We start from the raw sequence: 19,415 nt of genomic DNA on the forward strand, positions 1-19,415 counted from the left end.
CGCCCTCGGGGGTGGTGGTCACCGGTCGACGCCTCCCATCACGGGGTCGATGGACGCGACGGCGACGATGACGTCGGCGACCTGGCCGCCCTCGCACATCGCCGCCATGGCCTGCAGATTGGTGAAGGACGGGTCGCGGAAGTGGACCCGGTAGGGGCGGGTGCCTCCGTCGGACACGGCGTGCACCCCGAGCTCGCCCTTGGGCGACTCGACCGCCGCGTACGCCTGTCCCGGCGGGACGCGGAAGCCCTCGGTCACCAGCTTGAAGTGGTGGATCAGGGCCTCCATGGAGGTGCCCATGATCTTCTTGATGTGGTCGAGGGAGTTGCCGAGACCGTCGGGGCCCAGTGCGAGCTGGGCGGGCCAGGCGATCTTCTTGTCGGCGACCATGACCGGGCCGGGCTGCAGCCGGTCCAGGCACTGCTCGACGATGTGCAGCGACTGGCGCATTTCCTCCAGGCGGATCAGGAAGCGCCCGTAGGAGTCGCAGGTGTCGGCGGTCGGGATCTCGAAGTCGTACGTCTCGTAGCCGCAGTACGGCTGGGCCTTGCGCAGGTCGTGCGGCAGGCCCGCGGAGCGCAGGACGGGGCCGGTGGCGCCGAGGGCCATGCAGCCGGCCAGGTCGAGGTAGCCGACGTCCTGCATACGTGCCTTGAAGATGGGGTTCCCGGTGGCGAGCTTGTCGTACTCGGGAAGGTTCTTGTGCATCTTCTTCACGAACTCGCGGATCTGGTCCACCGCGCCGGGCGGCAGATCCTGGGCGAGTCCGCCGGGGCGGATGTACGCGTGGTTCATCCGCAGGCCGGTGATCAGCTCGTAGATGTCGAGGATGAGTTCACGATCGCGGAACCCGTAGATCATGATCGTGGTGGCGCCGAGTTCCATGCCTCCGGTGGCGATGCACACCAGGTGGGAGGAGAGTCGGTTCAGCTCCATCAGGAGGACGCGGATGATCGAGGCGCGGTCGGGGATCTGGTCCTTGATGCCGAGGAGCTTCTCGACGGCGAGACAGTAGGCCGTCTCGTTGAAGAACGGCGTCAGATAGTCCATGCGCGTCACGAACGTGGTGCCCTGGGTCCACGTGCGGAACTCGAGGTTCTTCTCGATGCCGGTGTGGAGGTAGCCGATGCCGCAGCGGGCCTCGGTGACCGTCTCACCGTCGATCTCCAGGATGAGCCGGAGCACGCCGTGGGTGGACGGATGCTGCGGGCCCATGTTGACGATGATGCGTTCGTCGTCGGACTTCGCCGCGGACTGGGCGATCTCGTCCCAGTCGCCACCGGTGACCGTATATACGGTGCCCTCGGTCGTCTCCCGCGCCGCCGCGGCGGACGCGCCGGAAGAAGGGGTCTGCGTGCTCATGAGTACGACCTCCGCTGGTCCGGAGCAGGGATCTGGGCGCCCTTGTACTCGATGGGGATGCCACCGAGGGGGTAGTCCTTGCGCTGCGGGTGGCCCTGCCAGTCGTCCGGCATCATGATCCGCGTCAGTGCCGGGTGGCCGTCGAAGATCAGGCCGAAGAAGTCGTACGTCTCGCGCTCGTGCCAGTCGTTCGTCGGGTAGACGGAGACGAGCGAGGGGACGTGCGGGTCGGCGTCGGGAGCGCTGACTTCGACGCGGATCAGCCGGTTGTGGGTGATCGAGCGCAGGTGGTAGACGGCGTGCAGCTCCCGGCCCTTGTCGCTGGGGTAGTGCACTCCGCTCACGCCCGTGCACAGTTCGAAGCGCAGGGCCGGGTCGTCGCGGAGGGTCTGGGCGACCCGGAGCAGGTACTCGCGTTCGATGTGGAAGGTGAGCTCGTCGCGGTCGACGATCGTCTTCTCGATGGCGTTGTCGGGGACGAGTCCCTGTTCCTCCAAGGCGCCTTCCAGCTCGTCGGCGACCTCGTCGAACCAGCCGCCGTAGGGGCGAGTGGCCGGGCCGGGCAGCCGGACGGAGCGGACCAGGCCTCCGTAGCCGGTGGTGTCGCCCCCGTTGTTGGCGCCGAACATGCCGCGCTGGACGCGGATCTCCTCGCCGCCCTCGCCGCGCTGGCCGGGGAGGTTCGAGGCGCCGAGGTCCTTCTCGGGGTTCACCCCGTTGCCGTTCGCGTCGCTCACCGCAGCAGGCCCTTCATCTCGATGGTGGGAAGCGCCTTGAGCGCCGCTTCCTCCGCCTCGCGGGCCGCCTCCTCGGCATTCACGCCGAGCTTGGAGGTCTGGATCTTCTGGTGGAGCTTGAGGATCGCGTCCATCAGCATCTCGGGGCGCGGCGGACAGCCGGGCAAATAGATATCAACCGGGACGATGTGGTCGACGCCCTGCACAATGGCGTAGTTATTGAACATTCCGCCCGATGAGGCACAGACCCCCATGGAGATCACCCACTTGGGGTTGGGCATCTGGTCATAGACCTGCCGCAGCACCGGCGCCATCTTCTGGCTGACGCGGCCGGCGACGATCATGAGGTCGGCCTGGCGCGGCGAGCCGCGGAAGACCTCCATGCCGAAGCGCGCAAGGTCGTAGCGGCCCGCGCCGGTCGTCATCATCTCGATGGCGCAGCAGGCGAGTCCGAACGTGGCGGGGAAGACGGACGCCTTGCGCACCCAGCCCGCGGCCTGCTCGACGGTGGTCAGCAGGAATCCGCTCGGCAGCTTTTCTTCGAGTCCCATGTCTTAAAGGCCCCTCAGTCCCATTCCAGGCCGCCGCGCCGCCATACGTACGCGTACGCGACGAAGACGGTGAGCACGAAGAGCAGCATCTCCACGAGCCCGAAAACACCCAGGGCGTCGAAGGTGACGGCCCAGGGGTAGAGGAAGACGATCTCGATGTCGAAGACGATGAAGAGCATCGCCGTCAGGTAGTACTTGATGGGGAAGCGCCCGCCGCCGGCCGGCGTGGGGGTCGGCTCGATACCGCACTCGTAGGCCTCGAGCTTGGCCCGGTTGTATCGCTTTGGACCGATAAGCGTGGCCATGACCACGGAGAAGATCGCAAAGCCTGCCCCGAGGGCTCCCAGTACGAGGATCGGCGCATACGCGTTCACGCTCCTCGCTCCTCTCAGTCGGCACTGACTGCTGGCGGTTGCGTCAGGCAAGCACTTCCGCCCCACCTGTCCCACGAACCCCGTGCGTCCCGACGAAGATCGCGTACATGTGAAGCAGGTCACAAGCCCAACTGCCTCGCATCTTATGCCCGCCGGTCTGTGATCTGCGACACGGGGTATTGCACAAGCTTTGTGATCTCCACCACCTGACGAAGGATCATGAAGTCGGATGAGCAGTGATCTTCATACGCGAAGCGTCCGCGCGATCACCAGATGTGACATTTCCGCTCGTCACCACAGGTCCGGGGCGGCGTCTCCATATCAAGAGACTTCCGACGCATGCAAATTGGTGCTGGACGCGGGGGCTTGGTAGAGGAGCGCGTTCACACATCGGGGGAGGGGTGTGGACGGATGTGGACAAGCGTCGGCGCGTGCATGCGTTCACGAGCGCGGGGCAGTCGAGAGGTGCGCGCGAGACGCCGCCGGCCCGGCGACCGTTCCGTGACCTGCGTCACATCGATCTATGGGTCAGATAAGCCGGCCTTGGCCACAGGCTGCAACCAGTGGTAGGCAGAGGGCAATTCGGACGTAATGCGGAAACAGCATGATCACAGGCTTGATCACCTCTGTCCAGAATGCCCGTTACGGCGTCAATAAAGAGTGACGCGCGCCGGATTCAGCCGCGGATTGAACAACTGTGGCGCACCACACGTTTCTTGAAGGTATGAGGGAGTCCCTGATACCGGTTGTACCCATGTCCCACACCGCTCACATACGCAACCACCGGAAGCCCCGCCGCAACGCGTCGACGCTAGCGATGCGCGCCGGAGTTGCCGGTGGCGTTCTCAGCACCTTGGCCGTGGCCGGTGCAGCTGGTTCGGCGAACGCGGCCGAGCCCGTGACCCAGACCCTCGAACTGCCCACCCTGACGGCCGACCTGGCCACCCAGCTGGCGCAGTCCGCGGATGCCACTCAGCAGGCAGCTGCGAACTACGAGCTGCAGGCCGAGCGCGACGCAGCCGCCGCAAAGGCCGCGAAGCAGGCCAAGGCGGACCTCGCGGACGCCAAGAAGAAGGCCGAGGCCAAGAAGAAGGCCGAGGACGCACGGAAGGCCGCGGCCGAACAGGCCGCCTCCCGGTCGTCCACGCGGACCGTCCTGTCCAGCTCCGCGGGCTCCTCGGGCTCCTCGAGTTCGACCGTCTCCGCCCCGGCCAGCGGCAGCGTCGCCACCGTCATCGCGTTCCTCAAGGCTCAGGTCGGCGACGCGTACGTGATGGGCGGTACGGGCCCCAACGCCTGGGACTGCTCCGGCCTCGTGCAGGCCGCGTTCCGGCAGGTCGGTGTCGACCTGCCGCGCGTCTCGCAGGACCAGTCGACGTCCGGTACGCCGGTCTCGCTGTCCAACATCCAGGTCGGCGACATCCTGTACTGGGGTTCGGCCGGTTCGGCGTACCACGTGGGTGTGTACATCGGTAACGGCCAGTACCTGGACGCGGCCAACCCCTCCAAGGGTGTGGTGATTCAGAACCTTTCGGGCTACCCGGCCACCGGCGCGGTCCGCGTTCTCTGAGCCGCGGGACTTTGTGAGTCATACGGCGTGAAGGCCGCCACCCGATGGGTGGCGGCCTCGTCGTGCTGTCCCGAGGGGGCGGGAGCGCCCCCGGAGGCCGCCCGGGTCCCCGGGCGGCCCCGTGATGGCGTCAGGCCTTCGGTGCCACCTTCGAGAGACCGTTGATGATGCGGTCCATCGCGTCGCCGCCCGTCGGGTCCGTGAGGTTCGCGAGCATCTTGAGGGTGAACTTCATCAGGAGCGGGTGGGTCAGGCCGCGCTGGGCCGCGATCTTCATGACCTTCGGGTTGCCGATGAGCTTCACGAAGGCGCGGCCGAGCGTGTAGTAGCCGCCGTAGGTGTCCTTGAGGACACGGGGGTAGCGCTGGAGTGCCAGTTCTCGCTGGGTGGGCGTCGCGCGGGCGTGGGCCTGCACGATGACGTCCGCGGCGATCTGGCCGGACTCCATGGCGTAGGCGATGCCCTCGCCGTTGAAGGGGTTGACCAGGCCGCCGGCGTCGCCGACCAGGAGCAGACCCTTGGTGTAGTGCGGTTGGCGGTTGAAGGCCATGGGGAGGGCGGCGCCGCGGATCGGGCCGGTCATGTTCTCCGGCGTGTAGCCCCAGTCCTCCGGCATGGACGCGCACCAGGCCTTCAGGACCTCGCGCCAGTCCAGCTCCTTGAAGGAGTCGGAGGTGTTGAGCACGCCGAGGCCGACGTTCGAGGTGCCGTCGCCCATGCCGAAGATCCAGCCGTAGCCGGGCAGCAGACGGTCCTCGGCGCCCCGGCGGTCCCACAGCTCCAGCCAGGACTCCAGGTAGTCGTCCTCGTGGCGCGGGGACGTGAAGTACGTACGGACCGCGACACCCATCGGGCGGTCCTCGCGGCGGTGCAGGCCCATCGCCAGGGACAGGCGGGTGGAGTTGCCGTCGGCGGCGACGACCAGCGGCGCGTGGAAGGTGACCTCGCGCTTCTCGCCCGCGTCGCCCAGCTTCGCGTGCACGCCCGTGATGCGGCCGGTGCGGTCGTCGATGATGGGGGCGCCGACGTTGCAGCGCTCGTACAGCCGCGCGCCCGCCTTCTGCGCCTGCCGGGCCAGCTGCTCGTCGAAGTCGTCGCGCTTGCGGACGAGTCCGTAGTCCGGGTAGGAGGCGAGATCCGGCCAGTCCAGCTGGAGGCGGACGCCGCCGCCGATGATGCGCAGGCCCTTGTTGCGCAGCCAGCCGGCCTCCTCGGAGATGTCGATCCCCATGGAGACGAGCTGCTTGGTGGCGCGCGGGGTCAGGCCGTCACCGCAGACCTTCTCCCTCGGGAACGCGGTCTTCTCCAGGAGCAGGACGTCGAGTCCGGCCTTCGCCAGGTAGTACGCGGTCGTGGAACCGGCTGGTCCAGCCCCGACGACGATCACATCTGCGGTGTTTTCGGAGAGGGGTTGGGGCTCGGTCACGGCGGGGTCTCCCCAAGACTCGAAATCTGCGTGCTGACGGGCACTGGACATGGGCAGTCTATGCAGCGGTACTGATCACCTGGCTGAAGGGTTGCCCCGTGAACCGAGCTCTCCCTGACGTACGGCTGCGTGTCCCCACCGACGAGGACGCGTTCGCCTGGCACCGGATCTTCGCCGACCCCGAGGTCATGGAGTTCCACGGTGGGAAGACGGCCGAACTGTCGGTGTACGAAGAGCTCACCGCACGGCAGCGCCGGCACGACGCCGAACTCGGTTTCTGTCTGTGGACCCTGGTCGACGCGGAGGGTGAGGTGCTGGGCTTCACCGGGGCGCAGCCGTGGCCGCGCGAGTGGGGGCCGAAGGGGAAGATCGAGATCGGGTGGCGGCTCGGCAGGGCGCATTGGGGCAAGGGGTACGTCACCGCCGCCGCGCTCACCACCCTGCAGCGGGTGCGCGCGGCGGGCGTCCCGGATGTCGTCGCCATCGTCAGAGCGGGCAACGAGCGCTCCATCGCCGTGACCCGACGCGTCGGCATGGAACTGGCCGAGGTCTTCACCCATCCCGCGACGGCCGAACCCGCGCACTGCTACCGCCTCGCCCTCTGACGGCTTCCGGAAGGCCGCCCCACAGTTTCTGGCGGCCATCCGAACGGTTTCCGGCAGCCACCCGACGGCTTCCGGAAGGGCCGGGCCCTGGCTTACCCTTCCGATACCGCTGGGGGTGACGTCCGTGCGCCAGACACCCAAGACACCCGAAGTGCGCGTGCCGCGGCTCATCGGCCTGATGGCCGTGGACGCACGCGAGACGGCCGACGCGCGAGGTGTGCTGCTCGCCGCGCCCGACCGGCCCGACTTCCATCTCACCGTCGTCGACTACGTCGTACGCCAATATCCGCCGCCCGGCTCCGAGGTGCCGCGCGGGGCCGTGGTCACCGTGTGGTTCGACCTCGGTGACGCGGACGGCGGCGCGGGGGTGCGGGAGCCGCGGCTGCCGGGTCCGCCGTCGGGTGGCATGCAACGTGAGCTCGACGAGCCCGGGGACCCGTTCGAGGTGCTCAGGTGAGACCGCCGCTCTCCGGAACCGAGAGCGGCAGGCCGCCCGGAGGAGGCGTCAGGGGGCCTTGAAGCCTCGGTGCAGTGCCACCACGCCGCCCGTCAGGTTCCGCCAGGCCACCTTCGACCAGCCGGCCTTGCGCAGCTTCTCGGCGAGCTCGGGCTGGTTCGGCCAGGCGCGGATGGACTCGGCGAGATAGACGTACGCGTCGGGGTTGGAGGACACGGCACGAGCGACCGGCGGCAGCGCGCGCATCAGGTACTCGGTGTAGACCGTGCGGAACGGCGCCCAGGTGGGGTGCGAGAACTCGCAGATCACGACCCGGCCGCCGGGCTTGGTCACCCGGTACAGCTCGCTCAGCGCCGTGTCGGTCTCCTGGACGTTGCGCAGGCCGAAGGAGATCGTCACCGCGTCGAAGGTGTCGTCCTTGAAGGGCAGCTTCGTCGCGTCGCCCGCGGTCAGCGGCAGCCAGGGGTGGTTCTTCTTGCCAACCCGGAGCATGCCGAGGGAGAAGTCGCAGGGCACGACGTACGCGCCGGTGCGGGCGAAGGGCAGGGACGAGGTCGCCGTACCGGCGGCCAGGTCCAGGATCTTCTGCGCGGGGCGCGCGTCGACCGCCTTCGCGACCTCCCTGCGCCACACCCGGTCCTGGCCGAGCGACAGCACGTCGTTCGTCAGGTCGTACCGTTCCGCCACGTCGTCGAACATCGAGGCGACTTCGTGCGGCTGCTTGTCCAGGGATGCGCGGGTCACTCCCCCATTGTGGCAGCACGGACCGGGCGACTCTGCGGCGCCCGGCCCGTACGCCGGTCTCACGTGCCCCCTTCAGGGGAGCAGCTTCGGCTTCTTCTTGGCGGCCACGTCCTCGACCCAGCCGACCAGCGGGATGGCGACCCAGATCAGCACCCAGCCGATGCCGAACATGAACCACTGGCTCTCCAGCGGCAGCCACTTCTCGAAGGCGGGCACCTTCCAGAACTGGTCGATCAGCGGGACCGCGAGCACGAGGGCGATCTCGTGCCAGAGGTAGATCGTCACCGCCCGCCCGTTGAAGATCGTCACGATCCGGTCGAGCCGCTTGAGGCGGGCGAGCCAGGCGAAGTCGACGTTGTAGTACGCCTTGAAGTACATCAGCAGCGTCACGAAGCCGGCCGACCAGAAGGTCTGCGCGACGGGGACCTCGTCCAGGTCGTACGTACCGAACTCCGCCTGGTGCGCGAAGGTGTACCAGCCGCCGTACGCCAGGAGGGCGAGCGACGCCAGGATCACCAGGGCGGGCTTGAGCCGCTGGAGGACGCCCTCGCGGTGCGCGAAGCCGACCAGCCAGCAGAACAGGAAGGTGGCGAAGTCCGTCAGGCCGCTGCCGAAGCGGTTGTACGGGGGCTCCCAGGCGTACTGGAAGACCAGGATCGGGGCGAGCGAGAGGAGCAGGACCGGGAGGGGGGCCTTGCGGAAGACCTTGAGGAGCAGCGGGGACATCAGGACGAACCAGAGGTACGTCCTGAGGTACCAGAGGATCTCCCAGGCCTGGATGCCCCACTGGTTGCCCGGCGGGTCGCCGACCGGCACGATCCAGAAGACGATCTGCCAGCCCGGCATCCAGTCGTGGATCAGCATCGCCACCACGACGAAGAAGCCCCAGAACCAGAAGGGCGGCAGCAGCCGTCGCATCCGGCTCTTGACCACCTTGAGCGCGGGGCGCTCCAGGGACTTGGCCATCAGCGAGCCGGCGAGCGCGAACATCACGCCCATCGACGGGAAGACCAGGCCGGCCCAGGCCCAGCCGAAGGTGTGGTACGCCACGACACGGACCAGCGCGACGGCGCGCAGCGCGTCGAAGTAGCGGTCGCGTCCGCCGCCCTTCGGCTTGGGCCCGGCATCCGGTTCGGGTTCTGGTTCTGACACCGACCTCGGTTCCGGTTCCGGTGCCGGTGCCGGTTCCGGTGCCGTCCGGGACTCCGCCTGGACGGGGTCCATCTGGATGGTGTTCGAGGCCGCCGCTTGCGGCTCTTCGGCAACGTACTGCCAGGGCTGCTCGTACTGGACGGGCTGCGCGGGCGGCCCGTATCCCTGGTCGTACTGGGGGTATCCCTGTCCGTACGGCTGCGGCGGCACCTGCTGCCCGTACCCGTAGCCGTACCCCTGCTGCTCCTGTTGTTCCGAGCCCCAGCTCATGTCAGCTCACTCCTGCCGGGGTCCCGACCTCACCCGTGCGCTTGAGCTTCTGCCAGCGGAGGCGGCCGCCGGTCAGGGCGGTCACGGAGGAGTGGATCAGGACGAGGTACATCATCTGGCGGTATGCGAGCTGCTGCAGCGGCAGCATCGCGAGGTAGCGGTACTTCTCGCGGTCGAGGCGGAACGCGTAGGCGGCGCAGACGAGTTGGACGACCAGCACCGCCAGCCAGGCCAGCAGTGAGGCCCAGAAGTCCACGAAGATCATCGAGTAGACGGTGAACACGTCGATGAGCGGGGCGAGGACCGGCGTGATGATCTGGAAGATCACGACGAGCGGCATGCCGATGCGACCGAAGCGGCCCGACGGGCCCTTGTCCGTCAGGGACTTGCGGTGCTTCCACAGCGCCTGCATGGTGCCGTACGACCAGCGGTAGCGCTGCGACCACAGCTGCTTCAGCGAACTCGGCGCCTCCGTCCAGGCCCTGGCGTGCTCCTGGTAGACGACCCGCCAGCCCGCACGGTGCATCGCGATGGTGATGTCGGTGTCCTCGGCGAGCGTGTCCTCGCTCATGCCGCCGACCTCGAGGACCGCGTCGCGGCGGAACGCGCCGATCGCGCCCGGGATGGTGGGCATGCAGCGCAGCAGGTCGTACATGCGGCGGTCGAGGTTGAAGCCCATCACGTACTCGATGTGCTGCCAGGCGCCGATGACGGTGTTGCGGTTGCCGACCTTGGCGTTGCCCGCGACCGCGCCGATGCCCGGGTCCGCGAAGGGCTGGACGAGCTGGTGCACGGCGTCCGGCTCGAAGACGGTGTCGCCGTCCATCATCACGACGATGTCGTAACTGGCGTTGCGGACGCCGTTGTTGAGGGCGGCCGGTTTGCCCGCGTTCTCCTGGCGGATGACCCGGACGTTGGGCAGGCCCAGCGACTCGGCGATCTCCTTGGTGCCGTCCGTGGAGCCGTCGTCGACGACGATGATCTCGATCGGATGGGTGCTCTGCGCCAGCGAGTGGAGCGTGTTGGCGATGCACTCCTTCTCGTTGTACGCGGGCACGATCACCGTCACGGGCCTGGTGACCGTCGGCCCCCAGCTGAACTTGCCGCCCTTGCCGCGTTTCCTGTTGCGCTGTCTGTAGTGACGGCGGGCGAGGATCAGCATCATCCCGAATCGGCCCATGACGGAGATGCCGACGACCAGCAGCAGCCAGGAGAGCAGCGGCAGGACCCATTCGGCGACCGCGACCGCGTAGATGAGGGCCTTGCCCTCGTAGAGGGTCGAGCCGGTGGCCTTCTGCTGGCCGGACTGCTCGATGTTCACCTTGTTGGAGGAGCTGTTGGAGGAGTTGTCGGTGGAGCCCGCACCGGGCGCGGACTGCGTGCCGCCCGGCTGCCCGCCCGACGCGCCGCTACCGGCACCCGTACCCGTACCGGCACCCGCACCGGTCTGTCCGACCCCGGCCTCGACGGCCTGTCCGGATCCGGAACCGGCGGTGCCGGTGCGGCCGGCACCGTTCGGCGCCCCGTTCAGCTTCGCCATCGCGCCGCTGACGGTGGTGAAGGAGTACCCCTTCGCCTTCATCTTCTTGATGTACGTGTCGAGCGCCTTGACCGTCTCCGAGCGGTCGCCGCCCGCGTCGTGCATGAGGACGACGGCACCCTCGTTGTTCTTCGGCGTGGCCCACTGGACGATCTTCGAGACACCCGGCTTCTTCCAGTCGTCGCTGTCGGTGTCGACGAAGACGCTGGTGTAGCCGAGGTTGCCGATCTCCTTGTAGACGGGCCAGCTGTAGTTGTCGACGGCGTTGATCTCCGAGGAGTACGGGGCCCGGAACAGCGTCGTCGTGATCCCGGCCGCACCCGCGAGCGCGAGCTGGGTCTGCTTCAGCTCGCGCTGGAGCCGGCCCGTGCCCTGGTAGGAGAGGTCGACGTGGGTGAAGGTGTGGATGCCGACCTCGTTGCCCTGGTCCACGAGGTCCTTCACGACGCCCGGATAGCGGGAGACCATCGAGCCGACCATGAAGAAGGTGGCCTCGATGTTGTTGTCCTCGAGCACCTTGAGGATCTGGGGAGTCCAGGTCGGGGTCGGACCGTCGTCGAAGGTGAGCACGATGGTCCTCTTCGGAACGGACTGGGTCTTGGCCGTGCCACCCGTGAACGTCAGGAGCGGACCGCCGTCGAGGATCTTCTGCGGCACCTTGTCGTAAGCCGCGCCGTCGCGCACCCGCGCGTCGTTGCCGATCTCGGAACGCAGATAGCCGTCGAGCAGCATCACGCTGGTGAGCCCCAGCAGGAGCAGCAGGGCCAGGATCACACGCGGTTTCTGCAGCGCCGCGGCCTTGCCGGCCGCCCGCTCCATCTTGGTGGGGGCGCGCCGGCGGCCGCGTGAAGGCGTCGTCGAAGTCATGGAGGTGGGTCCGTTCCGGTCAGTTGGCGCCGGCGGAAGCGGACGCGGATACGGCCGGGGAAGCGGCCGAGGAGGGGGCCGTGCCCGTGCGCAGGCCCGACGGCGGGGTGCCGGTCGGCCTGCCGGTGGGGGCCACGCCGCCCTGCGGCCGAAGGTCGCCCCCGGGTGCGGAGCCGGCCTGGCCGCCGCTGAAGGGGAAGAGCGAGGACGGGGTCAGCGAGGTGCCCCAGCCCATGAAGGCCATCCCGAGGACGACCGCGTAACCGAAGCAGACGGCGCCGACGAGCATGCCGAACCTGCGCAGCAGACGTGCTCTGCGCCCGGAGTTGTCAACGAACACGGGACCGTCTTCGGACGCGTTGCCGCGTTTACGGCGGCGGCCGCGCCCTTGACTGTGGTTTTCGATGGCTGACTCGGATTGCATTCCCCGGATATTAGGGCTCCTTTATGTGGCCAATTCTCTGGTTCTCATGTGAGGCGCCCATGAAACTTGGCCCAAGCTGTCCATTCCCTGAGAGAATCCTTGAACATCCGCGCAGCTCAGGGTCGATGCATATCTACCTTGTGCACCGATTCGCGACCCGGCTTGCCCGATTCGCGCACCGCTACTCATGGGTAACCCATGCGCTTCCTGTATTCGGGAATCACCCTCGGATGTGCCACCTTGGAACTCCCGAATCGCACTTTGTTTCGGTCCTGAGACAGAAATCACGAGAGCGGGTGCATACGCAATGAGGGGTTATCTGAGGCCGGCTGCCGGGCTCACCTGCCTGTTTGCTCTGGCGGTGGCGGGGTGCTCTTCCGGCGGTACGGGCACCACGGACGCGGCGCCCGCGCAGACCTCCCGGGCCCCGCGGACGAGTGCGGCGCCCTCCGCGAGCGCGTCCTCCTCCGGCACCTCGTCCAGCACCTCGTACGCGCCCTACGTGAGCGCCACGGAGGCTTCCGCGACGGACTCGACGGGGTCTCCGACCACGTACAACCTGGCCTTCGTGATCTCCGACGGCACCCACTGCACGGCCAAGTGGAACGGCACGGACGCCCTCGACAAGGCCGCCGTGACGTCGCGGATCTCGGCGCTGAAGGAGTCCGGCGCGAGTGTGCGCGTCTCGTTCGGCGGGGCGTCCGGCAAGGAGCTGGCGGAGGTCTGCGGCAGCGCGAGCGCGCTCGCGGCGGCGTACGGGGCGGCGCTCGACGCCGCCGGGTCCACCCAGGCCGACTTCGACATCGAGGGGGACGCACTGACCGACTCCGCGTCGGTGGCGCTGCGGTCCAAGGCGATCGCGCTGCTCCAGAAGGAGCGCGGTGACCTGAAGGTGTCCTTCACGCTGCCGGTCATGCCGTCCGGGCTGGATTCGGACAGTCTGGCGCTGCTGGAGTCCGCCAACGACAACTCCGTGACGGTCTCCACGGTCAACATCATGACGATGAACTACGGGAGTTCGTACTCCGGGGACATGGGCGACTACGCCGAGACCTCCGCCAAGGCGACCCACGATCAACTGCAGGATGTGTTCGGGCTGTCGAGTGCGGGGGCCTGGCAGGGGCTCGCGTTGACGTCGATGATCGGGGACAACGACGTGGCCAATGAGACGTTCAGCCTCTCGGACGCGGCGCAGGTCCGTGCGTTCGCCGAGTCGAAGAAGATCGCTTGGGTGTCGATGTGGTCGACGTTCCGGGATCAGCAGTGTTCGAGTGATGACGCTTCTTCGGACAATGCGGCCACCAATTGCAGTGGGGTTTCGCAGAGTTCGGGGGCGTTTGCGGAGGCGTTCGCTGGGTGACGGCGCATATCTGATCTGCGGGCCGGTGGGGGCTGGTCGCGCAGTTCCCCGCGCCCCTGAAGAGCGCGCTCCAGTGCACGCGGCTCCAGAACTCAGCGGCGTCTGTGTACCAGGCGGCCCGCGCATACCGTCGCCAAGCACGTGCCGTCCGCGTCGAACACCGCCAAGTCGGCCCGGCCCAGGGCCACGATCGCCGTAGGCCGGGTGCGGGCCAGGACCACGACGTCGTTTCGCTGGGCCGCGGCCAGGAGTTCCGGTGTGTCGACGTGCTCCTGAAGAACCGCCACCGCACCCGACTTCAGCACCGCGTGAACACGTTCCCGTGGCGACGGCGCGTCGGGCAGTGGGCCCTCGTGGACGAGCGCCGGCCCGAGGACCCCGGGCCAGCTGCGGACCCGCGCCCCTGGAAAGCGCTCCAGCAGCGCGTCCAGCGGGCCGGTGCCCGCGACCCGGTCGCCCTCCACGGCGACCGCGCCGTCCTTCAGCGGGTCCGCGTCCCAGCTGACGCGCAGCTCGTCGGCGGTGTGGATCGTCAGCACGGCGGGGCTAGTTGGAGGCGAGCAGCTTCAGCTCGGGGTGCGCCGTGCCGCCCTCGATCGCGGTGGACGAGATGTGGGACATGACGCGCTCGTCGACCGGGTCGTTCGCCGGGTCGTCGTGGACGACGATGTGCTCGTACGTCGTGGTCCGCTGGGCGGGCACGCGGCCGGCCTTGCGGATCAGGTCGATGATCTCCATGCGGTTGGAGCGGTGCTTGGCGCCGGCGGAGGAGACGACGTTCTCCTCCAGCATGATCGAGCCGAGGTCGTCCGCGCCGTAGTGCAGGGAGAGCTGGCCGACCTCCTTGCCGGTGGTGAGCCAGGAGCCCTGGATGTGGGCGATGTTGTCCATGAACAGTCGGGCGATCGCGATCATCCGCAGGTACTCGAAGAGCGTCGCCTGCGTGCGGCCCTTCAGGTGGTTGTTCTCGGGCTGGTAGGTGTACGGGATGAAGGCGCGGAAGCCACCCGTGCGGTCCTGTACGTCACGGATCATCCGCAGGTGCTCGATGCGCTCGGCGTTGGTCTCGCCGGTGCCCATGAGCATGGTGGACGTCGACTCGACGCCCAGCCCGTGCGCGGTCTCCATGATCTCCAGCCAGCGCTCGCCGGACTCCTTGAGGGGGGCGATCGCCTTGCGGGGGCGGGCCGGGAGGAGTTCGGCACCGGCGCCCGCGAAGGAGTCGAGGCCGGCGGTGTGGATCCGCTGGATGGCCTCCTCCACGCTCACCTTGGAGATGCGGGCCATGTGCTCGACCTCGGAGGCGCCGAGGGAGTGGATGACCAGCTGCGGGTAGGCGGCCTTGATCGCGGCGAAGTGCCTCTCGTAGTACTCGACGCCGTAGTCCGGGTGGTGTCCGCCCTGGAACATGATCTGCGTGCCGCCGAGTTCGACGGTCTCCGCGCAGCGGTGCAGGATGTCGTCGAGGTCGCGCGTCCAGCCCTTGGCGGTGTCCTTGGGAGCCGCGTAGAAGGCGCAGAACTTGCACGCCGTGACGCACACGTTCGTGTAGTTGATGTTGCGCTCGATGATGTACGTGGCGATGTGCTCGGTCCCCGCGTACCGGCGGCGGCGTACCGCGTCCGCGGCGGCGCCCAGGGCGTGCAGCGGGGCGTCGCGGTAGAGGACGAGCGCCTCTTCGGGAGTGATCCGCCCACCCGCGGCAGCACGGTCGAGGACGGCTGTGACATCAAAAGACGTGAGGTCGGCCTTCTCGGTCACCGGAGCGTCCCTTTCGTAAGGGTTCTGGACGGACCCGGCCAGCCTACGCCAGCCCCTCCCGCGTCCCGACGTCAGGCCGCGTACGCCCCGATCAGCAGCCCGACGTACGCCCCCGCGATCAGGAACGGGCCGAAGGGGATGGACGTCTTGCGCCCCGCGCGTCGCATCAGTACCAGTCCCAGCCCGTACAGGCCGCCGAACAGGAACCCGGCGAAGGTACCGAGCACCACGGTCCCCCATCCGTACCAGCCGAGCACGGCCCCGATTCCCAGCGCGAGCTTCACATCGCCGAAGCCCATGCCGTTCGGGTTGACGAGGAAGAGGAGGAAGTACGCGCCACCCAGCACGAGCGACCCGAACAGCGCGGCCGGCCACTGCCCCGCGTGCTCCGGTACGAGGGCCATCACGCCCAGCAGTACGAGCGCCAGGCCGGCGAGCGGGAGGGTCAGGATGTCCGGCAGGCGCTGCACCCGGAAGTCCACGACCGCGAGCAGCACGCCGAGCGGCGCGAGCAGCAGCCAGACGGCCAGTTCGGGGCGGGCGCCGGTGGCGAGGGCGAGACCGGCGCAGGCCCCCGCGGTGGCGAGGGCGACGAGCGGGGTGCCGGGGCCGTAGCGGTACGCCGTCGGGGCGTCGCCGGGCCCCGACCAGGACGTACGAAGGTCACGCAGGCCACGAAGGTCCTGGGCGCAGTCGAGGCAGCGGGCGAGGCCGAGCCAGCCGCCCGCGGCGCCGGTGAGGACGTGTCCGTCCGGGCACCGGGTCCGCCACGCCTCGTCCGGCTCCACCGCGAACCGGTAGGCGGCCCGCGGCACCAGCAGTCCCGCCGCCGCGCCCCAGAGGGCGGCGAGGACGGTCAGCCACAGCGGCCGGACGGACCAGAGTTCGAGGTCCACGGCTACTCGGCCTTCGACATCCGCGCCACCGGATCGCCCGCGTCCGCGTTGTCCGTCTCGTACTTGAGGTCGCCCCCGGCGGGGGTCAGCCGCACCTCGTGGCTGCCGGTCGTGCAGGTGCCGGGATTGGACGTCTTGGCGGTGCTCGTCGCGGTGAGCTGTGTGTCCGTGACCTTCTTCAGGACGAGTACGTCGTCACAGTTGCCGCCGATCAGGTCGGTCGACCGGAAGGTGCCCAACTCCTTGCCCACGGCAGCCTGGTGGAGGGTGACCCGGAACGTGCCCGCGGGCAGCTTCCCGTTCAGCGCGTAGGCGTCGCCCGACCAGGTCCCGAGGTAGTGCGCGGGCACGGAGGCGAGCGTCGCGCCGGCCGGGCCGGGGACGCTCGGTGTCGAGGCCGGAGGGGTGGCAGCGGAATCGGAGCCGCTGGAAGCCGAGTTGTCGTCACCGCCGCCCGGGAGCAGGTGGAACATGAACACCGAGCCCACGGTCACCGCGGCCAGCGCTCCCGCCACGGCCAGCGCGAGCGTACAACTCACCCTGCGGCCACGACCGTTCGCACCGGGGGCCGAGGTCGCGGCCATGCTGACGGAGAGCTTGCCCGGGTGATCCTGGTGGCCGGGGCCGGCCGCGGGCGTGCCCGGGTGGACGGTCGGCGCCGCGACCGCGTCCCGGACATCGCGCTGCCCCGGAACGTACGTCGGCACGGCGTACGGCGGCATGGTCGGCGGCGGACCGAACACCCCGTCGGGCGGCGGCGCCCCGGTCCCGGAGTCCGTGCCCACCGAAGGGCTGCTGAACCCCACCGGCCCGGACGGCGTCACCTCCGCCGCCTCCAGGTTCAGCAGCTGCACCGCGCTGCGGCTGACCTGCTCCACCAGGGGCCCCGGCAGCCAGCCGGCGGTCACCAGCCGGGCCGCCCCCTCGGGGGCCAGGCGTCCGGCCACCTCACCCGGGGTCGGCCTGCCGGCCGGGTCCTTGGCGAGGCAGGCGGCCACGAGTTCCCGTAGCTCCCCCTCCAGGGATCCGAGCCGGGGTTCCTCGTGCACCACCTTGTAGAGGAGGGCGGCCGAGGAGTCGCCGGGGAACGGGGACTCGCCCGTCGCCGCGTACACCAGCACCGCACCCAGGGAGAAGACGTCCGCCGCGCCCGTGACCCCCTTGCCGAGGATCTGCTCGGGAGACATGTAGCCGGGGGAGCCGACGGAGACGCCCGTCGAGGTGAGCGAGGCGGTGCCGTCGGTGGCCCGGGCGATGCCGAAGTCGATGAGGAGGGGGCCGTCGAGGGTGAGCAGGACGTTGGAGGGCTTGACGTCACGGTGGACGAGGCCCAGTGCGTGGACCGCCGTGAGCGCCTCGGCCAGGCCCGCGCCCAGCACCCGTACCGAATGCGCCGGAAGCGGACCACCCGCGTCCGCGACCGCCGCGGCGAGCGAGGGACCGGCCGCGTAGCCGGTCGCGACCCACGGCACGGACGCCTCGGGGTCCGCGTCGAGGACCGGGGCCGTCCACGCGCCGCCCACCCGTCGCGCGGCCTCGACCTCGCGGCGGAAGCGGGCGCGGAACTCCTCGTCGAGCGCGAAGTGCGGGTGCACGATCTTGACCGCGACCGTCCGCCCGCCCGCGCTGCGGCCCAGGTACACCCGCCCCATGCCGCCGGAGCCCAGCCGGCCGAGCAGCCGGTAGGGCCCCACGACCGTGGGCTCATCCACTCCGAGCGGCTGCATGGCGCTCCCACCTCCCCCGTACGCACGGACGCACTGCCCAGCAGCGTAGTTCCGTACGCCCCCGCGGGGTCGCCAACGCCCCCGCGGGTTCAGAACATCCGCGCGATCCCAGGGAGACGTCCCCGCGATCTCAGGGAGTCAGCAGTTCGACCTTCACGTCCGTCGGGAAGCCGGTGGTCGAGCCGACCCGCCGGGCGAACTCCCGTACGGCCGCGAGCTGCGGGCCGCCGAAGCGGAAGTCGAGCGTGGTGAAGTACTGCTCCAGGATCCGCTCGTCGAAGGCCTCCCAGCGGGCCGCCTGCTCGGCGACCTTGGAGACCTCGTCCAGCGAGAGGTCCCGGGAGGCGAGGAAGGCCTCGTGCACCTTGCGGGTGACGACGGGCTCGCGCTCCAGGTAGTCGCGGCGGGCCGCCCACACGGCGAAGACGAACGGCAGGCCCGTCCACTCCTTCCACAGCGTGCCGAGGTCGTGCACCTCCAGACCGAACTTCGGCCCGTCGAGGAGGTTGGCCCGCAGTGCCGCGTCGCCGATGAGGACGGCGGCGTCGGCCTCCTGCATCATCAGGCTGAGGTCGGGCGGGCACGTGTAGTAGGACGGCTGGACGCCCACGCTCTCGGCCAGCAGCAGCTGCGCAAGCCGAACGGACGTACGGGAGGTGGAGCCGAGGGCGACGCGGGCGCCGTCCAGCTGGTCCAGCGGGACCTGCGAGACGATCACGCAGGACATCACCGGACCGTCGCAGCCGACCGCGATGTCCGGGAAGGCGACCAGCTCGTCGGCGTGCTTGAGGAACTCGACGAGCGTGATGGGCCCGATGTCGAGGTCGCCCTGTACCAGCTTCTCGCTGAGCTTCTCCGGGGTGTCCTTGGTGAGCTCGAAGTCGAGGAGCGTGCCCGTTCTCGCGAGCCCCCAGTAGAGGGGCAGGCAGTTCAGGAACTGGATGTGGCCGACGCGCGGCCGGGTGCGGTAATTGTCCACATCGCGAGGCTAGACCCCATGGAGTACCGTGCAGTCTCCAGGGTCCCCGCGTGGTTTCCGAAACCCTTCCACCCTCTTGTGTCAACCCTTGCGACAGCGAGTCGACACCATCACGTCAACCCATCCGCCATGCGGGTCAAACATCCGGGTGACGTGATCTTGCCCCCTATTGCTTTCGGCTGCCTGCGTGCTAGGCTCGCCGCAAGTTGCAGTTTGGTTTCCCTTGCAGTACAGAGCCTGCGGAGCATGTGACCGCGGGCTCTCGTCGTTTTCAGACGAATGCAGTTGTTTACACAATCGCAGGTTCTGGAGCAGGGCAACCCTTTGGGCCCAAGGAGGGCTTATGGCTACCGGAACCGTGAAGTGGTTCAACGCCGAAAAGGGCTTTGGTTTCATCGCCCAGGAAGGCGGCGGCCCGGACGTCTTCGTCCACTACTCCGCGATCAACGCGAGCGGATTCCGCTCTCTCGAAGAGAACCAGTCGGTTTCCTTCGACGTCACGCAGGGTCCGAAGGGCCCGCAGGCGGAGAACGTCACCCCGATCTAAGTCTGCGGGCTTCATGAGCCCAATGCTTTGATCCGGAACGGATCGCAGTACCCAAGGAGCCCCGCG

Annotated in this window: 19 protein-coding genes; 5 read left to right on the forward strand and 14 right to left on the reverse strand. The window is 68.8% G+C overall.

Annotation, left to right across the window (positions count from 1 at the left end):
• Positions 1-18: 18 nt before the first annotated feature.
• From ACZ7M2_RS12230 to ACZ7M2_RS12245, 4 genes are read right to left on the reverse strand one after another with little or no spacing between them, the layout of a single operon-like run.
• Complete coding sequence (locus ACZ7M2_RS12230; protein WP_471595126.1) at positions 19-1,362, reverse strand: NADH-quinone oxidoreductase subunit D; 1,344 nt, start codon at positions 1,360-1,362, stop codon at positions 19-21.
• Complete coding sequence (locus ACZ7M2_RS12235; protein WP_471595127.1) at positions 1,359-2,099, reverse strand: NADH-quinone oxidoreductase subunit C; 741 nt, start codon at positions 2,097-2,099, stop codon at positions 1,359-1,361. The genes ACZ7M2_RS12230 and ACZ7M2_RS12235 overlap by 4 nt, the downstream gene beginning before the upstream one ends.
• Positions 2,096-2,650, reverse strand: coding sequence for a NuoB/complex I 20 kDa subunit family protein (locus ACZ7M2_RS12240; RefSeq protein ID WP_003998928.1), 555 nt, complete (start codon positions 2,648-2,650; stop codon positions 2,096-2,098). The genes ACZ7M2_RS12235 and ACZ7M2_RS12240 overlap by 4 nt, the downstream gene beginning before the upstream one ends.
• 14 nt (positions 2,651-2,664) lie before the next feature.
• Entirely contained in the window at positions 2,665-3,024 is a 360-nt protein-coding gene (locus ACZ7M2_RS12245) for an NADH-quinone oxidoreductase subunit A (protein ID WP_007383963.1), read from the reverse strand.
• Between the two features lie 724 nt (positions 3,025-3,748).
• Between ACZ7M2_RS12245 and ACZ7M2_RS12250 the strand changes: the two genes are divergently transcribed.
• On the forward strand, positions 3,749-4,594 hold the full coding sequence (locus ACZ7M2_RS12250) for a C40 family peptidase (protein WP_471595128.1): 846 nt from the start codon (positions 3,749-3,751) through the stop codon (positions 4,592-4,594).
• A 130-nt stretch (positions 4,595-4,724) separates the two neighbouring features.
• Here the strand turns inward: ACZ7M2_RS12250 and ACZ7M2_RS12255 are convergent, their stop codons facing one another.
• Positions 4,725-6,020 carry a geranylgeranyl reductase family protein gene (locus ACZ7M2_RS12255; RefSeq protein ID WP_352046342.1) on the reverse strand — a complete coding sequence of 432 codons (1,296 nt, stop codon included), beginning with the start codon at positions 6,018-6,020 and terminating at the stop codon, positions 4,725-4,727.
• Between the two features lie 98 nt (positions 6,021-6,118).
• Between ACZ7M2_RS12255 and ACZ7M2_RS12260 the strand changes: the two genes are divergently transcribed.
• Entirely contained in the window at positions 6,119-6,625 is a 507-nt protein-coding gene (locus ACZ7M2_RS12260) for a GNAT family N-acetyltransferase (RefSeq protein WP_471595129.1), read from the forward strand.
• A gap of 124 nt (positions 6,626-6,749) precedes the next feature.
• The gene (locus tag ACZ7M2_RS12265; RefSeq protein WP_352046340.1) at positions 6,750-7,082 is read left to right on the forward strand and encodes a PASTA domain-containing protein; all 333 of its coding nucleotides are present in this window, start codon (positions 6,750-6,752) and stop codon (positions 7,080-7,082) included.
• A 48-nt stretch (positions 7,083-7,130) separates the two neighbouring features.
• On the opposite strand, the gene ACZ7M2_RS12270 is transcribed toward ACZ7M2_RS12265, so the two are convergent.
• From ACZ7M2_RS12270 to ACZ7M2_RS12285, 4 genes are all read right to left on the reverse strand, one after another.
• Complete coding sequence (locus ACZ7M2_RS12270; RefSeq protein ID WP_471595130.1) at positions 7,131-7,826, reverse strand: demethylmenaquinone methyltransferase; 696 nt, start codon at positions 7,824-7,826, stop codon at positions 7,131-7,133.
• A 72-nt stretch (positions 7,827-7,898) separates the two neighbouring features.
• Entirely contained in the window at positions 7,899-9,248 is a 1,350-nt protein-coding gene (locus ACZ7M2_RS12275; RefSeq protein ID WP_471595131.1) for an acyltransferase family protein, read from the reverse strand.
• A 1-nt stretch (position 9,249) separates the two neighbouring features.
• Entirely contained in the window at positions 9,250-11,655 is a 2,406-nt protein-coding gene (locus ACZ7M2_RS12280; RefSeq protein WP_471595132.1) for a bifunctional polysaccharide deacetylase/glycosyltransferase family 2 protein, read from the reverse strand.
• 19 nt (positions 11,656-11,674) lie between these two features.
• Positions 11,675-11,995: a hypothetical protein gene (locus tag ACZ7M2_RS12285; RefSeq protein ID WP_352046336.1), complete on the reverse strand. Its 321-nt coding sequence runs from the start codon at positions 11,993-11,995 to the stop codon at positions 11,675-11,677.
• Positions 11,996-12,386: 391 nt separating this feature from the next.
• On the opposite strand from ACZ7M2_RS12285, the gene ACZ7M2_RS12290 reads away from it, so the two are divergent.
• The gene (locus tag ACZ7M2_RS12290; protein WP_471595133.1) at positions 12,387-13,439 is read left to right on the forward strand and encodes a chitinase; all 1,053 of its coding nucleotides are present in this window, start codon (positions 12,387-12,389) and stop codon (positions 13,437-13,439) included.
• 92 nt (positions 13,440-13,531) lie between these two features.
• Here ACZ7M2_RS12290 and ACZ7M2_RS12295 read toward each other — a convergent pair whose 3' ends face one another.
• The 5 genes from ACZ7M2_RS12295 to ACZ7M2_RS12315 all read right to left on the reverse strand — a co-directional run bounded on the left by ACZ7M2_RS12295 (position 13,532) and on the right by ACZ7M2_RS12315 (position 18,802).
• Complete coding sequence (locus ACZ7M2_RS12295) at positions 13,532-13,978, reverse strand: imidazolonepropionase-like domain-containing protein (protein WP_471595134.1); 447 nt, start codon at positions 13,976-13,978, stop codon at positions 13,532-13,534.
• A gap of 7 nt (positions 13,979-13,985) precedes the next feature.
• Complete coding sequence (mqnC, locus tag ACZ7M2_RS12300) at positions 13,986-15,200, reverse strand: cyclic dehypoxanthinyl futalosine synthase (protein WP_471595135.1); 1,215 nt, start codon at positions 15,198-15,200, stop codon at positions 13,986-13,988.
• A gap of 71 nt (positions 15,201-15,271) precedes the next feature.
• A complete protein-coding gene (locus ACZ7M2_RS12305; RefSeq protein ID WP_471595136.1) occupies positions 15,272-16,096 on the reverse strand; it encodes a prepilin peptidase in 825 nt (274 codons plus the stop codon).
• Positions 16,097-16,098: 2 nt separating this feature from the next.
• The gene (locus ACZ7M2_RS12310) at positions 16,099-17,823 is read right to left on the reverse strand and encodes a serine/threonine-protein kinase (RefSeq protein WP_471595137.1); all 1,725 of its coding nucleotides are present in this window, start codon (positions 17,821-17,823) and stop codon (positions 16,099-16,101) included.
• 130 nt (positions 17,824-17,953) lie between these two features.
• A complete protein-coding gene (locus ACZ7M2_RS12315) occupies positions 17,954-18,802 on the reverse strand; it encodes a menaquinone biosynthetic enzyme MqnA/MqnD family protein (RefSeq protein ID WP_352046331.1) in 849 nt (282 codons plus the stop codon).
• A gap of 343 nt (positions 18,803-19,145) precedes the next feature.
• Here ACZ7M2_RS12315 and ACZ7M2_RS12320 point away from each other — a divergent pair, with 343 nt between their 5' ends.
• Positions 19,146-19,349, forward strand: coding sequence for a cold-shock protein (locus ACZ7M2_RS12320; RefSeq protein WP_028805073.1), 204 nt, complete (start codon positions 19,146-19,148; stop codon positions 19,347-19,349).
• Positions 19,350-19,415: the final 66 nt, after the last annotated feature.

This window comes from Streptomyces sp. NPDC111507 (genome assembly GCF_055638955.1).